At 60.2% G+C, this 17561-nt stretch carries 9 protein-coding genes; 4 read left to right on the forward strand and 5 right to left on the reverse strand.

Annotated elements, in window-relative coordinates:
• Positions 1–60: 60 nt before the first annotated feature.
• From J0M27_RS08630 to flgA, 5 genes are all read right to left on the reverse strand, one after another.
• On the reverse strand, positions 61–11178 hold the full coding sequence (locus tag J0M27_RS08630) for a calcium-binding protein (protein ID WP_294989964.1): 11118 nt from the start codon (positions 11176–11178) through the stop codon (positions 61–63).
• A gap of 25 nt (positions 11179–11203) precedes the next feature.
• The gene (locus J0M27_RS08635; protein ID WP_294989967.1) at positions 11204–11701 is read right to left on the reverse strand and encodes a hypothetical protein; all 498 of its coding nucleotides are present in this window, start codon (positions 11699–11701) and stop codon (positions 11204–11206) included.
• Entirely contained in the window at positions 11698–14220 is a 2523-nt protein-coding gene (locus J0M27_RS08640; RefSeq protein ID WP_294989969.1) for a DUF2235 domain-containing protein, read from the reverse strand. The genes J0M27_RS08635 and J0M27_RS08640 overlap by 4 nt, the downstream gene beginning before the upstream one ends.
• Before the next feature lie 22 nt (positions 14221–14242).
• Positions 14243–14731 carry a hypothetical protein gene (locus tag J0M27_RS08645; RefSeq protein ID WP_294989972.1) on the reverse strand — a complete coding sequence of 163 codons (489 nt, stop codon included), beginning with the start codon at positions 14729–14731 and terminating at the stop codon, positions 14243–14245.
• 385 nt (positions 14732–15116) lie between these two features.
• On the reverse strand, positions 15117–15782 hold the full coding sequence (gene flgA, locus J0M27_RS08650; RefSeq protein WP_294989975.1) for a flagellar basal body P-ring formation chaperone FlgA: 666 nt from the start codon (positions 15780–15782) through the stop codon (positions 15117–15119).
• Here flgA and J0M27_RS08655 point away from each other — a divergent pair.
• The 4 genes from J0M27_RS08655 (at position 15772) to J0M27_RS08670 (ending at position 17549) form a co-directional block, all read left to right on the forward strand.
• Positions 15772–15930, forward strand: coding sequence for a hypothetical protein (locus J0M27_RS08655; protein WP_294989978.1), 159 nt, complete (start codon positions 15772–15774; stop codon positions 15928–15930). The two genes, flgA and J0M27_RS08655, sit on opposite strands and share 11 nt — an antisense overlap.
• 110 nt (positions 15931–16040) lie before the next feature.
• Positions 16041–16445, forward strand: coding sequence for a flagellar basal body rod protein FlgB (flgB, locus tag J0M27_RS08660; RefSeq protein ID WP_294989981.1), 405 nt, complete (start codon positions 16041–16043; stop codon positions 16443–16445).
• Positions 16446–16450: 5 nt separating this feature from the next.
• Positions 16451–16852 (forward strand): flagellar basal body rod protein FlgC, encoded by a 402-nt coding sequence (gene flgC, locus J0M27_RS08665; RefSeq protein WP_294989984.1) that lies wholly within the window; start codon positions 16451–16453, stop codon positions 16850–16852.
• 19 nt (positions 16853–16871) lie between these two features.
• Entirely contained in the window at positions 16872–17549 is a 678-nt protein-coding gene (locus J0M27_RS08670) for a flagellar hook assembly protein FlgD (protein ID WP_294989987.1), read from the forward strand.
• Positions 17550–17561 lie beyond the last annotated feature (12 nt).

Raw genomic sequence — 17561 nt, forward strand, 5'->3', positions numbered from 1 at the left:
GCCCCTTCCCTGTGTCCTTTGCACACTCTGACGCAGGAAGGGCGGCTTTTTTGGATCAGTCTATTGCCAGTTCGCTGCTATCACGGGCGACAGCACCTCCTGATAGTGAGTCGGCAAACTGGTCTGCCCCGGCGCGGGGGGCGCGAACGCCGCCATGGCCTGCACCAGGTTTTCGACCTGGCTGTCGAGCAGCAACTTGCCGTCGGCGGTCTTGAACTGCTCGACGTGGTAGTTGGAACCGAGATACCAGTTCTCCAGCGTCAACTTGTCCGTGGTGCCGATGATGCTGGCTTCCAGATGGTTGCCGACGTGCCGCAGCCAGATCTGGTCGGCGGCGATGCCGGCCAGGAACCGCGCCTCATCGACTATCCCAGCAGTGGCGTCGTTCTCGCGCACCGTGTCGCTGCCATAGCCAGCGCCAAACAGGTAGGTGTCGTTGCCGGTGCCGCCGACCAGCACGTCCGTGCCGCCCCTGCCATCCAGATTGTCGTTGCCGGCGTTGCCGGTGAGCGTGTTATTGCCGGTTGTGCCGGTGATGACGTTGTCGCCGGCGTTGCCTGTTCCGCTTATGCTCCCGGTGCCGGTCAGAATCAGGTTTTCGACATTTGCGCCCAACGCATGGGTTGTCGACGAATTTACGGTGTCGATACCCTCGTCCGCGGCTTCGGTCACGATGTCCCCGGCGTTGTCCACGGTATAGCTGTCGTCCCCCGTCCCACCGATCATGGTGTCCGCTCCGGTGCCGCCGTTGAGCGTGTCGTTACCAGCGCCGCCCGACAGCGTATTGGCGCCGGTGTTGCCCGTCAGCACGTTGTCGAGTTCATTGCCGGTGCCGTTGATCGCCGTTGTTCCGGTCAGGGTCAGCTTCTCCACATCCACCGACAAGGTGTAAGTCACCGAGCTATTGACGGTATCCGTGCCTTCGCGGCCAATCTCGATCACCACGTCGCCGATGTTGTCGACCGTGTAAATGTCATTGCCCTGGCCGCCGATCAGGGTGTCGGCTCCTGCGCCGCCGTTGAGCGTATTGTTGGCGCCGTTCCCGGTGATGACGTTGTCCAGGGTGTTGCCAGTGCCATTGATGGCGCTTGCTCCGGTGAGCACCAGGTTCTCCAGATTGGCGCCGAGCGTCCAGGTGATCGAACTGCGTACCGTGTCGGTGCCTTCATCAGCGTTCTCGGTGACGACATCCGCACTTTGAGCGACAACGTAGGTGTCGTCGCCAGTTCCGCCAACCAGGGTGTCGTTCCCTGAGCCACCGTCAAGCCAGTCGTTGCCTTCCAGGCCGGCCAGCACGTTGGCAGCGCTGTTGCCGGCAATGACGTTGTTCAGAGCATTGCCGGTGCCGTTGATTACCGCCGTGCCGGTGAGGGTCAGATTTTCCAGGGCGGCACCCAGCGTCCATGCGATCGAACTCTGGACAGTATCCGTCCCCTCCGCAGCGTTCTCCACAATTGCGTCGGCGGCATTGTCGACGAAATAAACATCGTCACCCAATCCGCCAGTCAAGGTGTCGGCACCCGTTCCACCATTCAGCGTGTCGTTGCCGGCATCGCCCACAAGAACATTCGCGCCGCTATTTCCCGTCAGTACATTGGCCAGGGCATTGCCCGTGCCGTTAATGCCAGTCGTGCCGGTGAGCGTCAAGTTCTCCACGTCGGCCGACAAGGTGTAGGTCACCGAACTATTGACGATGTCCGTGCCTTCGCCGGAATTCTCGACCACCACGTCGCCGATGTTGTCGACCGTGTAGCTGTCGTTGCCGAGCCCGCCGATCAAGGTGTCGGCGCCCGTGCCGCCATTCAGCGTGTCGTTGCCGGAGCCGCCGGAAAGGATGTTGGCCGCCGCGTTGCCGGTGAGCACGTTGTTGAGGTCGTTGCCCGTGCCGTTGAGGGCCGCCGTGCCGGTGAGCGTCAAGTTCTCCACGTCGGCCGACAAGCCGTAGGCCACCGAACTGTTGACGATATCCGTGCCTTCGCCCGAATTCTCGACCACCACGTCGCCGATGTTGTCGACCGTGTAGCTGTCGTTGCCGAGTCCGCCGACCAGGGTATCGGCACCCGCACCACCGCTCAGCGTGTCGTTGCCGGCGCCGCCGGAAAGGGTGTTGGCCGCTGCGTTGCCGGTAAGCGCGTTGTTGAGCTCGTTGCCCGTGCCATTGATGGCCGCCGTGCCGGTCAGTGTCAGGTATTCCAGGTCAAACCCCAGGGTGTAGACAATCGAGCTCTGAACCGTGTCGGTTCCTTCGCCGGGGTTTTCGACCACCATGTCGCCGATGTTATCGATCGTGTAGCGGTCGTTGCCTAGCCCGCCGATCAGCGTATCGGCACCTGCACCGCCATTCAGCGTGTCGTTGCCGGCCAGGCCCTCAATGACGTCGCGCAACGCCGTGCCGACGAGTGCATCGATCGCGCCGGTACCAACAATATGGTTGGCGATATCCAGCACGAAGTCGTCGGAGATGCTTGCGCCCGCATTGTCGCTGGCGGTTACACGCACATTCAGCAGTGCCGCCGCGGTCGACGTCGGTATACCGCTGAACGTTTGCGTGACGGCATCGAAGCCAAGCCAGGATGGCAAGGCCGCGCCGCTGCCCAGCGTCGCGGTGTAGGTCAGCGCATCGCCGGCGTCGATATCGACAAAGCTGCCGGCGGGAATGACGTAGGTGAAGAGAGAGTCTTCCGTGGCCAATTGGTCGGTAAGGCCGATGGCAAGCGTCGGTGCCTTGTTTGAGTTGATGACCATCGCTGTTGCTGTGCTGGCGACCGATTCGACGGTGCCGTGGCCATCGGTGTAACTCGCGGTGACCCGTACCTGCTTGCCCACCTGTGCTTCGACCAACGTGAAGCTCTCAGACGTGGCGCCGGCTATGTCGCTCCAGGTCGCGCCGGCGTCGCCGGACGATTGCCATTGATAGCCAATGCTGCCCAGACCGTCGGCATCGGCCAGGGTGTTGCTGGCGGTCAGGGTTTGCCCCTCGATCGCCGTGCCGCCAGCGCCGACTTCTCCGGTGGGGGCGTCGTTAAGGTTGTTGATCGTTGCGGTCGCCACGCTGGCGACCGTCTCCAGAGTGCCGTGGCCATCGGTGTAACTGGCGGTGACGCGCACTTGCTGACCCACCTGTGCTTCGACCAACGTGAGACGCTCAGACGTGGCGCCGGCAATGTCGCTCCAAGTCGTGCCAGAGTCGGCGGAAGTCTGCCATTGATAGCCGATGCTGCCCAGGCCGTCGGCATCGGCCAGGGTGTTGCTGGCGGTCAGGATCTGACCCTGAGTCGCCGTGCCGCCAGCGCCGACTTCTCCACTCGGCGCGGAATTCACCAATTGCCGTATATCGCTCGCTTGCCAAACACTGTCATCGGCAAACGCGACACTTTCCACCGCGTACTGTCCCGGCGCGATCTCGTCGAACGAGATGCTTTCCGTCGCCGAAACGGAGAGCGTCACTCGCGAACCCGAACGGCTTGCCGTCACTCCTGACGCAACGATGCCCACGCCAAAGCTTACCCGGTCGTTACCCTCTGCATCGACGACGGTATCTGCTCCGCCGCCGATCGAGAACTTGTATGTGTCGTCACCCGCGCCGCCCTCCAGCGAATCATCGCCCGCGCCGCCATCCAGCGTGTCGTTGCCGGTCAAGCCGACGAGTTGGTCGTTGCCACCAAACCCCATCAGCGAACTGTCGAACTCCGATCCCGATAAGACGTCGTCGCCATAGGTCCCGCCAAACGGCAGATTCTGGAAATCCCTGAGCGACCAGACTGTGCCGTCGCCAAATTCCACCCGATCGATCTGGACGGCTTCGTCTGCGTACCAGTTTCCCAACGTCAGTCGGTCCGCGCCATCGTTCAAGTTCAAATAGATAGACCCGGTGTCGCTCGTCACCACCACTTGGTCGGGAGTGACATCGCCGACAAGGCGAACCGTGTCGATGTCGTAACTGTAGTCGGTCTCAATCGCAGTGTCCTGACCGTATCCATTGCCGAATAGGTAGATGTCTTCGCCGATCCCTCCCTCAAGCGTGTCATTTCCTGTTCCACCGTCCAGCGTGTCATTGCCTTCGTACCCAGCCAAGAAATCGTTGCCACCAGAACCGGACAACAGGTCGTCCTGGTAGGGAGATCCGTACAACCAGTCGTCACCTTCAAGATAGGGCGGTGCCGCCAGGAGTTCATCGGCGCCCCAGACCGTTCCATCGGCGAACTCGATACGCTCGAACCTGTAATCATCATAGAGCCAGTTGTTCAGGATAAGTCGGTCGGCCCACTGGTTGAGACCAAGCAGAAGATTGTTACCATTGTCGATGGCGAATGTCACCTGATCCGGGGTTACATCGTCGGCCATTCGTATGGTGTCGATGTTTCCGGGCGAACTGTCCCAATCGGTCGCGATGTCTTTCCCCGCGCCGTGGCCAAAAAGGTAGATGTCGTCACCGAAACCGCCTTCGAGTGAGTCGTCTCCCGCTCCACCATTCAGAGTGTCGTTGCCCTCCAGTCCAAATAGCTGGTCATTACCGCCAAGGCCATCGAGCGCGTCGTCGGCTGTCGATCCTTCCAGGTAGTTGTCGTTCTCATCGGCCACGTAACTGATCAACGCCCTCAAGTCGGCAGTGTTCCAGACGGTGCCATCCGCGAACTCGACCCGTTCGATCTCGAAGGCAGGGTCATTGCTGAAGAAATCTGGTATTGCCAACTGGTCGGTACTCCCGTTCAGACGCAAGTAAAAAGTCGAGTCGCGGGTAGCTGTCACGGCATCGGGGGTCACTCCTGCCGCCATGCGTATGGTGTCGATGTTGCCCACCGTCGCGTCGTAGTCGTACATCATGTCCTGGCCCGAACCATAGCCGAAGAGATAGACGTCGTTTCCGATCCCGCCATCGAGGTAGTCATTCCCGGCTCCACCATTCAGCACGTCGGCGCCGGCCATGCCGAACAGGCCGTCGTTACCGCCTAGCCCGTCCATTACGTCATTGCCCGAAGATCCTTCAAGGTAGTTGTCGTTCTCATCGACCACGAAGCTGATCATCGTCCTCATGTCGGCCGCGTTCCAGACGGTGCCGTCCGCGAATTCCACGCGCTCAATCAATCCGTCGCTGAACCGCAGAGTGTCCGTGCCATCGTTGAGATTCAGGGTGAGCTGGCTGTAGTACCGAGTTATCCGAACGTCCGCCGCCGAAACTCCGTCATCGAATCTGACCGTATCGATGTTTCCCACCGTGATGTCGTATTCGCCAATTTCGTCGTGGCCCGATCCGTTGCCGAATAGATAGACGTCGTCGCCCTCATCCCCTTGCATCACGTCGTTTCCGGTACCGCCATCCAGCGTGTCGGAGCCGGGGCCGCCGCTAAGATAGTCGTCTCCGGGTCCGCCATCCAGCAAGTCATTGCCCTCCGCGCCACCGAGATTGTCATTGCCGCCAAGACCAAAAAGCCTTCCATGTCCCCGAATGAAATCGTAGCCCTCCGAACCGACATGGTCGGTCATGGCCACCAGGTCGTGGACGCTCCATGTCGTCCCGTCGGCGAACTCCACCTGCTCAACCTTGTGGGCATCGCCGCTGAACCAGTTCGACAACGTCAATCGATCCGCGCCGCCACTCAAGCTCAGGTAGAGATTCGACGGGTCGCGTGCGACTTGGACATCAGCCGCGCTGACGCCCGTCGCCATGCGCACCATGTCGAAGTTGCCCACTGTGGAATCGTAGTCGTGGATGACGTCCTGCCCCGAACCATTGCCAAACAGGTAGGTGTCGTTGCCGGCGCCCCCTTGAAGCCCGTCGTTGCCGGCTCCGCCGTCGAGAACGTCATTGCCTACATAGCCGATAAGTGCGTCATCGCCACCTCCGCCATCCAGGCTGTCGTTGCCGGCCTGCCCGTAGATGGTATCGATACCGCCCAGGCCATTGATCGCATCGTCACCGGCCCCTCCAACGAGGACATCGTTTCCTTCCGTCGCGCCTGGTATTCGCGCCGCGAGTTCCTCCGCGCCCCATACCGTGCCATCGGCAAACTCGACCCGTTCGACCTGGTACGCGTTGCCACTAAACCAGTTCGACAGCGTCAGCCGATCCGCGCCGTTGTTGAGGCTCAGGTACAGGCTGTAAAGATCGCGCGTGACCGTGACGTGCTCCGGTCCGATCCCCGCCGCCAAGCGCACGATGTCGATGTTGCCTGCCGTGCTGTCATAGTCAGAGACATAGTCCTGTCCCGAGCCATTGCCGAAGAGGTAGGTGTCGTTGCCAGCTTCTCCAAAGAGCCCGTCGTTTCCACTGCTGCCGTCCAAGCTGTCGTCGCCAGCACCGCCTAGAAGATTGTCATTTCCGGCGTTGCCAGTCAGGGTGTCGTCGCCGGCCAGACCGTAGAGCGTGTCATCCCCCGCCAGCCCATTGATCGTGTCGTCGCCCGTCGTGCCCACCAGGACATCGTTGCCCTCCTTGGCCCCGGGGATTCGCGCCAGAAGTTCCTCGGTGCCCCATGCCGTGCCATCGGCGAACTCGACCCGTTCGATCTGATACGCGTTGCCACTGAACCAGTTCGACAGCGTCAGCCGGTCGGTGCCATTGTTCAGGCTCAGATACAAGTGGGACGGGTCGCGCGTGACCGTGACCTGCTCCGCTCCGATCCCGGTCGCCAGGCGCACGGTATCGATGTTGCCTGACGTGCTGTCATGGTCGTAGACATAGTCCTGACCCGAGCCGTTGCCGAAGACGTAGGTGTCGTTGCCGGCTTCTCCATAGAGCCCGTCGTTTCCGCTGCCGCCGTCCAAGCTGTCGTTGCCAACACCGCCTTGAAGATTGTCATTTCCGGCGCCGCCATTCAGGGTGTCGTGGCCTTCCTGCCCAAACAATGTGTCGTTACCTGTACCACCATCCAGCACATCAACTCCGGCACGCCCCTCAAGGCGGTCATCGCCGCCCAATCCGTTCAAGGCGTCGTCACCGCCACCACCAATCAGCCAGTCGTTACCCGCCGTCGCCTCCAGCGATTTCGCCTTGATCGCGGCATAGTCCCAACTCGTGTCGTCGGCAAAGCGGATTGCCTCGACGGCATACGACATCTGGGCGCCTTCGTTCCAGAAGTAGTTCTGCACCGTCAGATGGTCCGGCGTGCCGGCAATCTTCAGGATCAGGTTGTCCCCATACCGGCTCACCAACACATCCGCCGGCGCGACGCCTTCCTTGAACTGGATTGCGTCCTGCTTGGTCGCGCATCCGTCGTAGCTCGCTATCGTGTCCTGGCCGTCACCCAGCCCAAACAGGTAGGTGTCGTTGCCGACTCCAGCGTCGAGCGCATCGTTGCCGCTACCGCCGTCGAGGGTGTCGTTGCCAGCGCGCCCCTCAATGCGGTCGTCGCCCGCCAATCCGTTCAGGGCATCGTCACCGCCACTGCCGATAAGCCAGTCGTTACCTGCCGTCGCCTCCAGCGATTTCGCCTTGATCGCCGCATAGTTCCAACTCGTGTTGTCGGCAAACCGGATTGCCTCGACGCCGTATGGGTTGAAGCTCCCCTCGTAAGAGAAGTAGTTCTGCACCGTCAGTTGGTCCGCCGTGCCGGCAATCTTCAGAATCAGGTTGTCACCGTACCGGCTCACCAACACATCCGCCGGTACGACGCCTTCCTTGAACTGGATCGCGTCCTGCTTGGTTGGGTTCCCGTCGTAACTCGCTATCGTGTCCTGACCATCACCTCGGCCGAACAGATTGGTGTCGTTGCCAGCGCCACCGTCAAGTGCATCATTGTCGGCGCCACCGTCCAGCGAGTCGTTCCCAGCGCCCCCATGGAGGTTGTCATTCCCCTCGCCACCGAGCAGCGTATCGTCCCCACCGAGGCCGGCAATTTGGTCATTTCCGCCCAAACCACTGATCGTGTCAGCAACATCGTTCCCGAAAAGGGCATCAGCGCCCTCCGTTGCCGGACTGATCACAACACGACTGGACAACTCCGCCGCATTCCAAATCGTTCCGTCGGCAAACACCAGTCGCTCGATCTTGTAAGCGTCGCCGGAGAACCAGTTCTGCAGCGTCAATCGATCCGCACCGTTGTTCAGGCTGACATATAAATTCGAATAATCCCGTGTCAGCGTTACGTCGCCTGGCACAACTCCTTCCGCCATGCGAACCGTGTCAACGTTGCCAGCCCCCCAGTCGGAATCGCTGACCGTATCCTGTCCGTAGCCATTGCCGAAAACATAGATATCGTTGCCGGCGCTACCCTCCAGATAGTCGTTGCCGCTACCGCCGTCAAGAATGTCGGCGTTGCCTTCGCCGACGAGCTGGTTTGCAAGGGCATCGCCTACCATTACCTTGCCATTGCTCGGCACCCCATCGAGCACCAGTTGAAAGACAGTCTTGTACGGCGTATCGATCAGTCCGTCTTCAAGCGCCGCAAGATCGAGCGCAACGCCGCTCAATCGCAACTGAGCAACGACCCGAGCGGCGGCAGCCGCAACAGCACCGTTGGTCGCGCCATTCATTCTTTGCAGCAGGCTGGCTTGCAGGCCTACTGCATCGGTAGCAACAAAACGGTCCTGATTGAGCGAGTAATAAACGCCCTTGAGCCAGTCCTTGCCCATGGCCTGCGCTGCAAACGCCTGCGCCTCGCGTTGCACGAAGCCTTGCCACTGGCTGGTGATATATGCCTGATCCCATACCTGCAGGCCTGGAAAGCTTTGCGCCCCAAAACTTGCCGCCTCAATCGCACTCTTTCGCACATCGGTTCCGGTCAGGCTTTCGAGCATCCACACCTTGTCTTCGGTGGTCAGGTACGTTCGCGTGACGCCCCTGGCTTCGTGCGCGGCGGCAAGCCCGGTCCATTTCGCCATGAAGCCATCAAAATTGGCCACAATGCCGTCCCATCCCTGGGCGATCAGGTCGCTGGCCGCCTGCTGCAGTGCCGGGCTTTCCTGATAGGCCAGCGGCAAGCTCTTGACGAGGCCGAAGCCTCGCAGCCAGGGGAGCTGGAACACCGCGCTATCCAGACTGGGCGGCAAGTCGAGCGGTCGGTTGGGGTTGGCATTGGTCAGCGCAGTGTTGCTGGCGAATTCGATGTCGACAATGGTCTTGAGCTCGCCGTTGCGGGTGAAACCGGCGGTCGCGACGAGGTTGTTGCCGTTGGCGGTGGCCTCTTGAATCCGCGTGGCGTTGGCGTCAATCGAGGTGATGCCGAGTTCGTCGAGGGTCTTGAGTTCGCCGGCCTGGCTGATGCCGTCCTGGTTGGCGTCCTGCCAGACGCGCAGGGCGCCAAAGAGCGGGTCGTTGGCGTTGATGAATCCATCGCCATTGGTATCGACCACCTCGCGCATGCGGTCGAAGGCGGTGAGGTCGGGCGTGGTGCCGAACAGTTCGCCGCGGTCGTCGATGACGCCATTGCCGTTGACGTCCATCCCGAGCAGCCCGTCGCCGGGGGCGAGCCAGCCGGTCTTCTCTGCGATGCCGTCGTCGGTGAGGTCGAAGTAGACCGTGGAATTGGCCAGACTGACATCGTCGATCACGCCGTTGTCGTTGAGGTCGAGCGCCAGCGGGCTGCTGAAAAATCGGGTTGAGCTGTTGGGGTTGTAGGGCGGCGGTTTGACGGGATCGTCGGGGTCTTCTTCTTCATCAAGATAAATGCCCAGTTCGCCGTTGTCGAAGCCTTCGATGACCAGGGGATCGTTGATTTCGAGGCGGCCGTTGGTCAGGGCGTAGGTGTTGCCGGCGCTGTCGGTCCAGGTGGTTTCGCCTTTCTTGCGGGTGGCGAAGCTGAGTTGCTTGCCGTTGAGGTACACCGTCCCCTTGCCGTCAGCGTCGCGGATGGTGTCGTTAACTTCGGCGTAATAGATGTCACTGCCGACGCCTGTCTTGGCAATGCTGGTTGGCGTCCCATCCACGCTGTGAATGGATGTGGAAATCGTGGCCGGATCGATTCCGTCCGCCGCTTGTACGTCTATTGCGGCGGATGTAACCCCGTCGGGAACCGAAATGCCGATTTGATGGTTTCCGACATAGGCAACGACCTTGATGTTGGCGGTGGTTCCGTCCGAACCGATTTCCACCGTTACGCGGTCGACGATTTTGTCCGGGTGGCTCGCATCTCCGATCCAGGCGTAACGGGTGGTTTCTTTCAGCGTGCTACCGTCGGCATTGGTCTTGAGCCGCGCGACGGTCTCGGTGCCGTTGCCAGTGTCGGTAACGGTGATTTTGTCGCCGTTGTAGAGGGTGAATTGGCTGCCGGGACTTGCGGGGGTTCCCACAATAACCAGATCTCGGAAATATGTATCGCTAAAGCCGACTTCATTTGTCACATCCCATATCTTCTGTCCGTTGTTGTCGTATTGCTCGCTGTGAATACCAAAGGCATTCGATGCATACGTGCGATCAGATGGCACGCCAGATATGATGAGTCCGGAATTCTGCAAAAAACCCGTCGCTGCTTGAAGGGACAGCGAGCCTATCCCGTTGTCGTAGCCGCCGCCGATATCGCAGTGATTTCCGTACAGGCCGATGGTGGTGATGCCCGGATGATTTCTATAGTCCGCTCCTTTGAAGAGATTCCGATATTCGTTCAAAGCCTCGATGTCGATCAGATTCCGGACATTGGGTGCGAAGGCCAGATTGCCATCGACATTTGTCATCACGGGGTCGAACAACACACCTGTTGAAACACCAATCTGGCCGGGAGGAATCAGCAACATGTTGTTGTCGTTGGGGTCTATCAGGCCCTTTTCATAGAGCATCTGGCTGAATATTGCGGCGGAAGCGTTTCCACGACTGAATGCGGCGAGAGCGACCGTCACCGATTTCCCGCTGTTTTCAGGGTTCGCTAGCCAATTGGATGCCTGATCACAGAACTCGTCGTAGGCCCGCTGCGCCGTGATGACTATCTGCTGCGTCACTTGCGGGGGAAACCACGTAGAAAAGGCGAGTGTCCCCTCGGTTCCTACGCCCGCATAGTAGTTGCCGCCAAGATTCGAATGCCCCGCACGGGCACTCTGATACTGGTCCCAAAGTTGTCCAACGTTGGTTTGATAGGGATCTTCGGGTTGATTTTTGTCGTTGTTCGTGCCATCGAAAGCTGCAAAGAACACAAACCCATTGGTCGATATGGTCGATTCGGCTTCGCCAATGATCGACTGCGCCATTTGCTGGTTGAATTGCAGCGCCTCTTGATATTTCTCATCACTCAGTTGCACGGTGGTGGTCATGGACTATCTCCACAAGAATGGGTGACTACGGTTTCGATTGATCTGGATAAATCATGGTGGTTTTGCGATAGCGGTACATTTCTGGCCCAATCGCCGGCATATCTTTGGCTCGCCGCTCGGGCGCGATCAAATAGATGTAAAGCTGTGTGCCGTTGATTGCAAAGTGAATGCGGTGATCCTTGATGTCGGTTGGCAAGCGCTGACGCAGATCAACGTTGTCTTCATAGATTTGGCCGGTACTTTTCAGGCGCCATTTCACATAGAGAAACTCTCCCCGCAGCATCGGGCCACTGACGCTATTAAAAGTAAATGTCTTGCCTTCCTTAACCGCCCACTCTGGCGCACGAACTGGAAGTCTTGAACTGCCGTACCGATAGTCGATGACCTCCGCATCTTGACCATCCTTCAACGTATCGAAGCTAAACGAATGGTCCACAATGCCAGCAGTGCTAGCACAACCCGTCAATACCACCATTGCAATGGCAGCGATTAGCCACCGTAAAAATATGTTTGCTCGTTTCATGCTGCGCCCCTCCACATCCCATCATTCGCCATCACGCCAGCGCCGACTTTCATTTCGCCATGTCGCCGACGCCGACTACATCTCTCCGTCCGCGGCCGGCGCCAATCTTCCGTTCCGGCGATACGTTTGTCATGGCAGCCCGTCAATCCGACGAAAGGCATAGACGTGCGGCTGCGGGATGTCACCGCTTGGCGCAGTGCCGGGCTTTCCTGATAGGCCAGCGGCAAGCTCTTGACGAGGCCGAAGCCTCGCAGCCAGGGGAGCTGGAACACCGCGCTATCCAGACTGGGCGGCAAGTCGAGCGGTCGGTTGGGGTTGGCATTGGTCAGCGCAGTGTTGCTGGCGAATTCGATGTCGACAATGGTCTTGAGCTCGCCGTTGCGGGTGAAACCGGCGGTCGCGACGAGGTTGTTGCCGTTGGCGGTGGCCTCTTGAATCCGCGTGGCGTTGGCGTCAATCGAGGTGATGCCGAGTTCGTCGAGGGTCTTGAGTTCGCCGGCCTGGCTGATGCCGTCCTGGTTGGCGTCCTGCCAGACGCGCAGGGCGCCAAAGAGCGGGTCGTTGGCGTTGATGAATCCATCGCCATTGGTATCGACCACCTCGCGCATGCGGTCGAAGGCGGTGAGGTCGGGCGTGGTGCCGAACAGTTCGCCGCGGTCGTCGATGACGCCATTGCCGTTGACGTCCATCCCGAGCAGCCCGTCGCCGGGGGCGAGCCAGCCGGTCTTCTCTGCGATGCCGTCGTCGGTGAGGTCGAAGTAGACCGTGGAATTGGCCAGACTGACATCGTCGATCACGCCGTTGTCGTTGAGGTCGAGCGCCAGCGGGCTGCTGAAAAATCGGGTTGAGCTGTTGGGGTTGTAGGGCGGCGGTTTGACGGGATCGTCGGGGTCTTCTTCTTCATCAAGATAAATGCCCAGTTCGCCGTTGTCGAAGCCTTCGATGACCAGGGGATCGTTGATTTCGAGGCGGCCGTTGGTCAGGGCGTAGGTGTTGCCGGCGCTGTCGGTCCAGGTGGTTTCGCCTTTCTTGCGGGTGGCGAAGCTGAGTTGCTTGCCGTTGAGGTACACCGTCCCCTTGCCGTCAGCGTCGCGGATGGTGTCGTTAACTTCGGCGTAATAGATGTCACTGCCGACGCCTGTCTTGGCAATGCTGGTTGGCGTCCCATCCACGCTGTGAATGGATGTGGAAATCGTGGCCGGATCGATTCCGTCCGCCGCTTGTACGTCTATTGCGGCGGATGTAACCCCGTCGGGAACCGAAATGCCGATTTGATGGTTTCCGACATAGGCAACGACCTTGATGTTGGCGGTGGTTCCGTCCGAACCGATTTCCACCGTTACGCGGTCGACGATTTTGTCCGGGTGGTTCGCATCTCCGATCCAGGCGTAACGGAGTGTTTCTTTCAGCGTGCTACCGTCGGCATTGGTCTTGAGCCGCGCGACGGTCTCGGTGCCGTTGCCAGTGTCGGTAACGGTGACTTTGTCGCCGTTGTAGAGGGTGAATGGGTTGCCGGGACTGGCCGGGTTGCATATGAACGAAGTATCGCGCAGACGCTGACCCTCAACGGCATGCTCAAAGGCGAAGCCGTTGGTGTTCGTTACGCTCCATTGCTGATTGGCGTAGTTGTCGTAAGCCTCGGTGTGAATTCGAATTGTCGCAAGCAACGTCTGTTCGTCGGTCGGCGGAACGAATGCGCGCTCGGCTGGAACGTTGCCAATGTTCAGTCCGGTATTCTGGAAGTATCGGGTCGCCGCTTCCAGGGTTATCGCGCCTATGCCTTCGGGAACATTGGAGTCCGCTTGATAACCGCCGCCGATATCGCCGTGGTTGCCATACATGCCAATGGTGCTTACGCCGGCTTGTGAGAAATCCGAGCTGCTAAACAGGTTGCGATACTCGTTCAGTGCCTTAACGACCACGACGTTCTGTACGTTCGGTGCAAAGGCCAGGTTGCCGTTCACCCCGGTGGTGACGGGGTCGAAGATCACGCCGCCGGCTATCTGAACTTGGCCCGGCGGAACCAGCACAGTTCCGTCGTTGGGATCGATCACCCCCCGCTCGTACACCAGCTGGCTGAAGATCGCTGCGGAGGCGGCGCCTCGGCTGAATGAGGTCAGGGCAATAGAGACGGGTTTGTTGGGGTTGGCTTTAACCCATTCGGAAGCGAATTCAGCAAACTCCTTGTAAGCCTGTTCCGCCGCATTGATGACTTGTTGTGTTACCGCAGACGGTAGCCAGGAGGAATGCCGCAACGCCGCCGAGGTGCCGGGGCCGGGGTAGTAGCCTCTTTTCAAGCTATCGGATGGGATTACTTGATTGAATAACTGCCACACATTGGTACTCTGCTCGCCAGTAGGCGCATTGTTCTTATCGTTAGTGGTGCCATCGAACGCGGCAAAGAAGATGAACTGGTCGTTGCTCACTTGCTGCGCGTTTGACGCAATCGCTTGCGCGCGCTGCATGTTGGTGTCGTAGATATCCTGAAGTTGCGATGGGTTCAATTCAATGGTCTGCATAATGAGTTCTCCTCGGCGGCAATCAGTTCTTGGGGGTGTCTGGATAGATCGTCAGGGTCTTGAGATACTGAGTACGCGCGGGCCCATTGGGTGGTTCGTCCTTGGCGCGTTTCTCGGGGGTGATTAGGTAGACGAAAAGTTGCGGCCCGCGAACCATGAAATAGATTCGGCTACCCTTGATGTCGGTCGGAAGGCGACTCTTCAGGTCAACGGTTTCCTCGAATACCGCCCCCGTTGCTTTCAATCGCCATTTGACATATAGGTCATCGCCTCTCCGTATTTCTCCGAAGATGCCACTCTGCTGCCCCACCCTGCCCAAACTCGCCCGCTCAGACCTGCCGTAGTAGGAGGTGCCATATCGATAATCAATTAGTTCTGCGTCCGGACTGTCGTCGATGAAATCAAATGCGAAGCCGTGGCTAACGAGTTCCTGAGCATTGGCGCAGCCCGCCAACACCACCACCGCAATGGCAGTGATCAGCCACCGTAAAATTATGTTTGGTCGTTTCATGCTGAGCGCCTCCAGGTTGTGTCATTTGCTGCCGCCGCGCCAGCGCCGACTTTCATTTTGGGTATCTCGACGGTATCAGTTCGGACAAATAAATACACCTGTCAGAAATGACAGGTTTTCGATGAAAAGCGGATTTATCTCGCCCTGAATCGCGAAAAAACGTCAGGCGGCGCGAAGAACCGGAAGCACCATCGCCAGCCGGGGCGACCGGCGAGGGACTCAGCAACCCGTGTAATGGGATAGCCTTGTTGGCCTCGGGGCGACCATCGCGGGCGGCGAACCGGCAAATCGCCGCCTCGCGAGGTAGGAGCGGCGGGCCTATCTTCGGCGTTTGGCCCGATTCATCATAGGAGCGTGGTTCTGGCTGCCACGAGTGTTCGAGGATTCAATGCGCAACGGCCACCGACCCATCGCTTTGCGCGATGCCGCTGATCACCTGGCCCGAAGCGAGGCGGACCTGAACCACCTGCCCGGCCAGTGCGTTGGCCATGGCCCGGCCCTCGCCGGACACCTGGAATCCGGTTCCGCCGGCGATCACCTTGATGTTTTGCCCCTGCCTTACCACTGTCGGCTGGCGCAGTATGTCGGCGCGCAGGGGGCGGTCGGCCGGCAGGGACACGGCAAGGGTCTTGCCGATCGCCTGTGCCGGGTCGGTCAGCACGTCGGCCGGCAGGTCGGCGAGGTCGCCGCGCTGCTGCCCGAGGTCCGCGGCGACCAGGCCTTGGCCGGCGCGCAAGGGACGGACGCTGACGACGTAATTCGCCTCGACGTGAATCCGGACCGGGACGTACAGGCTCCATGTCGCGCCCCGGGCGCAACGCGCGCCGACATGGGCGCGACCCCAGGGCCGGCTCGCGGCATCCATCGCTACCTCGATGTCGCGGCAACCCTCGGGGAGGCCGTCGGCCTTGATCGGGCCGATCTCGAAACGCGCGGGTCCGGGCAGGCTTGCCGAGCGGGCCTTGAGAAAGTCCGCAATGGCGCGGCGTATCGGCTCACCGTCCGCGGCCTGGGTGGCGGCGGCGAACAGGAAATTCGTGATGAGCGCCATGACGAGGAGTCTTGCCAATTTTTTCATGGGCGGAGATTACCGCGTTTGCCCTGACCGCGTGCGCTACGCAAGCGGTGCTGCTGCGTCCGGCAAGTTTTGCCGCAAGCAGGCGCCGCTTTTGCCTGACGGGCTCAGAAATCCTCGCTGACACGGCCGGAGATTGGCAGTTTCCGTAGTTGAAATAGTGGCTTGCGATGGTTGGCATGGATGGTGCATTGAATCGCATGAAATGACTAATTGCGACGGATCCCCGACATCATGACCACCCGACTCGACGACCAACTCAGCATCCAGCGTGCCACGCTCGACGTCCTGACTTATCGTCAGGGACTGTTGGCGTCGAACATCGCCAACGCTGATACGCCACACTTCAAGGCGCGCGACATCGACTTTCGGGATGCGCTTGCCGGAGCGGTTGCCGGCCGCAAGAGCGCCAGTCTCGGCCTCTCGGTTACGTCGCGCGGGCATATTGGCGCAGATTCCGCGTCGGCACTTGCCACGACGGCCCGCTACCGTACCGAGTTTCAGCCCAGCATCGACGGCAACACCGTAAACATGGATATCGAACGTGCCGCGTTTGCCGAGAACGCCCTGCGGCTGGAGGCGGCGCTGACCTTCATCAACGGCAGCTTCAAGAGCCAGCAACTGGCGCTTGCCCAGTAAATGCCATGAGCCTGTTCAACATCCTCTCTGTCGCAGGATCGGCACTCACCGCGCAGTCGGCGCGACTCAATGCGGTGGCCAGCAACCTGGCCAATGCGGACAGCCTGCCGGGTGCCGACGGTCAGCCGTATCGCGCCAAGCAGGTGGTTTTCCGCGCCACACCGGTCGACGGCGGTGGCCTCGGCGTGCGTGCCGTGCAGGTTGTCGAGAGCAACGCGCCGCCGCGCCTGACCTACGACCCCGCCAGTCCCGCGGCGAACGAGCAGGGCTACGTCGCGATGCCGAACGTGAACGTGGTGGACGAGATGGTCAACATGATTTCCGCCTCGCGCTCCTACCAGAACAATGCCGAGGTGATGAACGCAATCAAGTCACTGGTGCAAAAGACCCTGGCGATCGGCCAGTAACCATTACTCGGAGCAAACCATGACGACTTCCACTTCCGGCGTATCCACCACGGCCCAGTCGCTGCTCGACGCGGCCAACGGGGCGGCGGCCAAGGCCAAGAGCACGACTGCAGATGCGCAAGACCGCTTCCTCAGGCTGCTGACCACGCAACTCAAGAACCAGGATCCGCTGAATCCCATGGACAACGCGCAGATGACCTCGCAACTGGCCCAGATCAGCACGGTCGACGGCATCGAAAAGCTCAACGCCACGTTGCAGAAGCTGCTGTCGAGCACGGTTGACGGCGAGGCGATGCAGGCGGCAGCCCTTGTCGGCCATCAGGTGATGGTGGCCGGCAGCGGCCTGCAACTCGGCGACACGGGCGCTGTCGGCGGCGTGGTACTGACATCCGGCGCCGACCGTGTGGTGGTCACCATCAAGGACCAGAACGGGTTGGCGATGAGAACGCTGAACCTCGGCAACCTCGACGCCGGCACGCACAACTTCGCCTGGGACGGCAAGACCGATGCCGGCGTGCAGGCGGTCAATGGCAACTATGGCATAGCGGTGGCGGCCCATCGGGGCACCGAAAAAGTGACAGCGGAGACACTCGAGCTTGCCTCCGTGTCCAACATCAATCGTAGCACCCAGGGCGTGACCCTGGATCTGGGACGCCTGGGCCTCGTCCGGTTCAGCGACGTCAAGCAGATTTTCTAAGCAGGAGAAAAC

Origin of the sequence: Sulfuritalea sp., assembly GCF_017302275.1 — a bacterium.
GTDB lineage: Bacteria > Pseudomonadota > Gammaproteobacteria > Burkholderiales > Rhodocyclaceae > Sulfuritalea.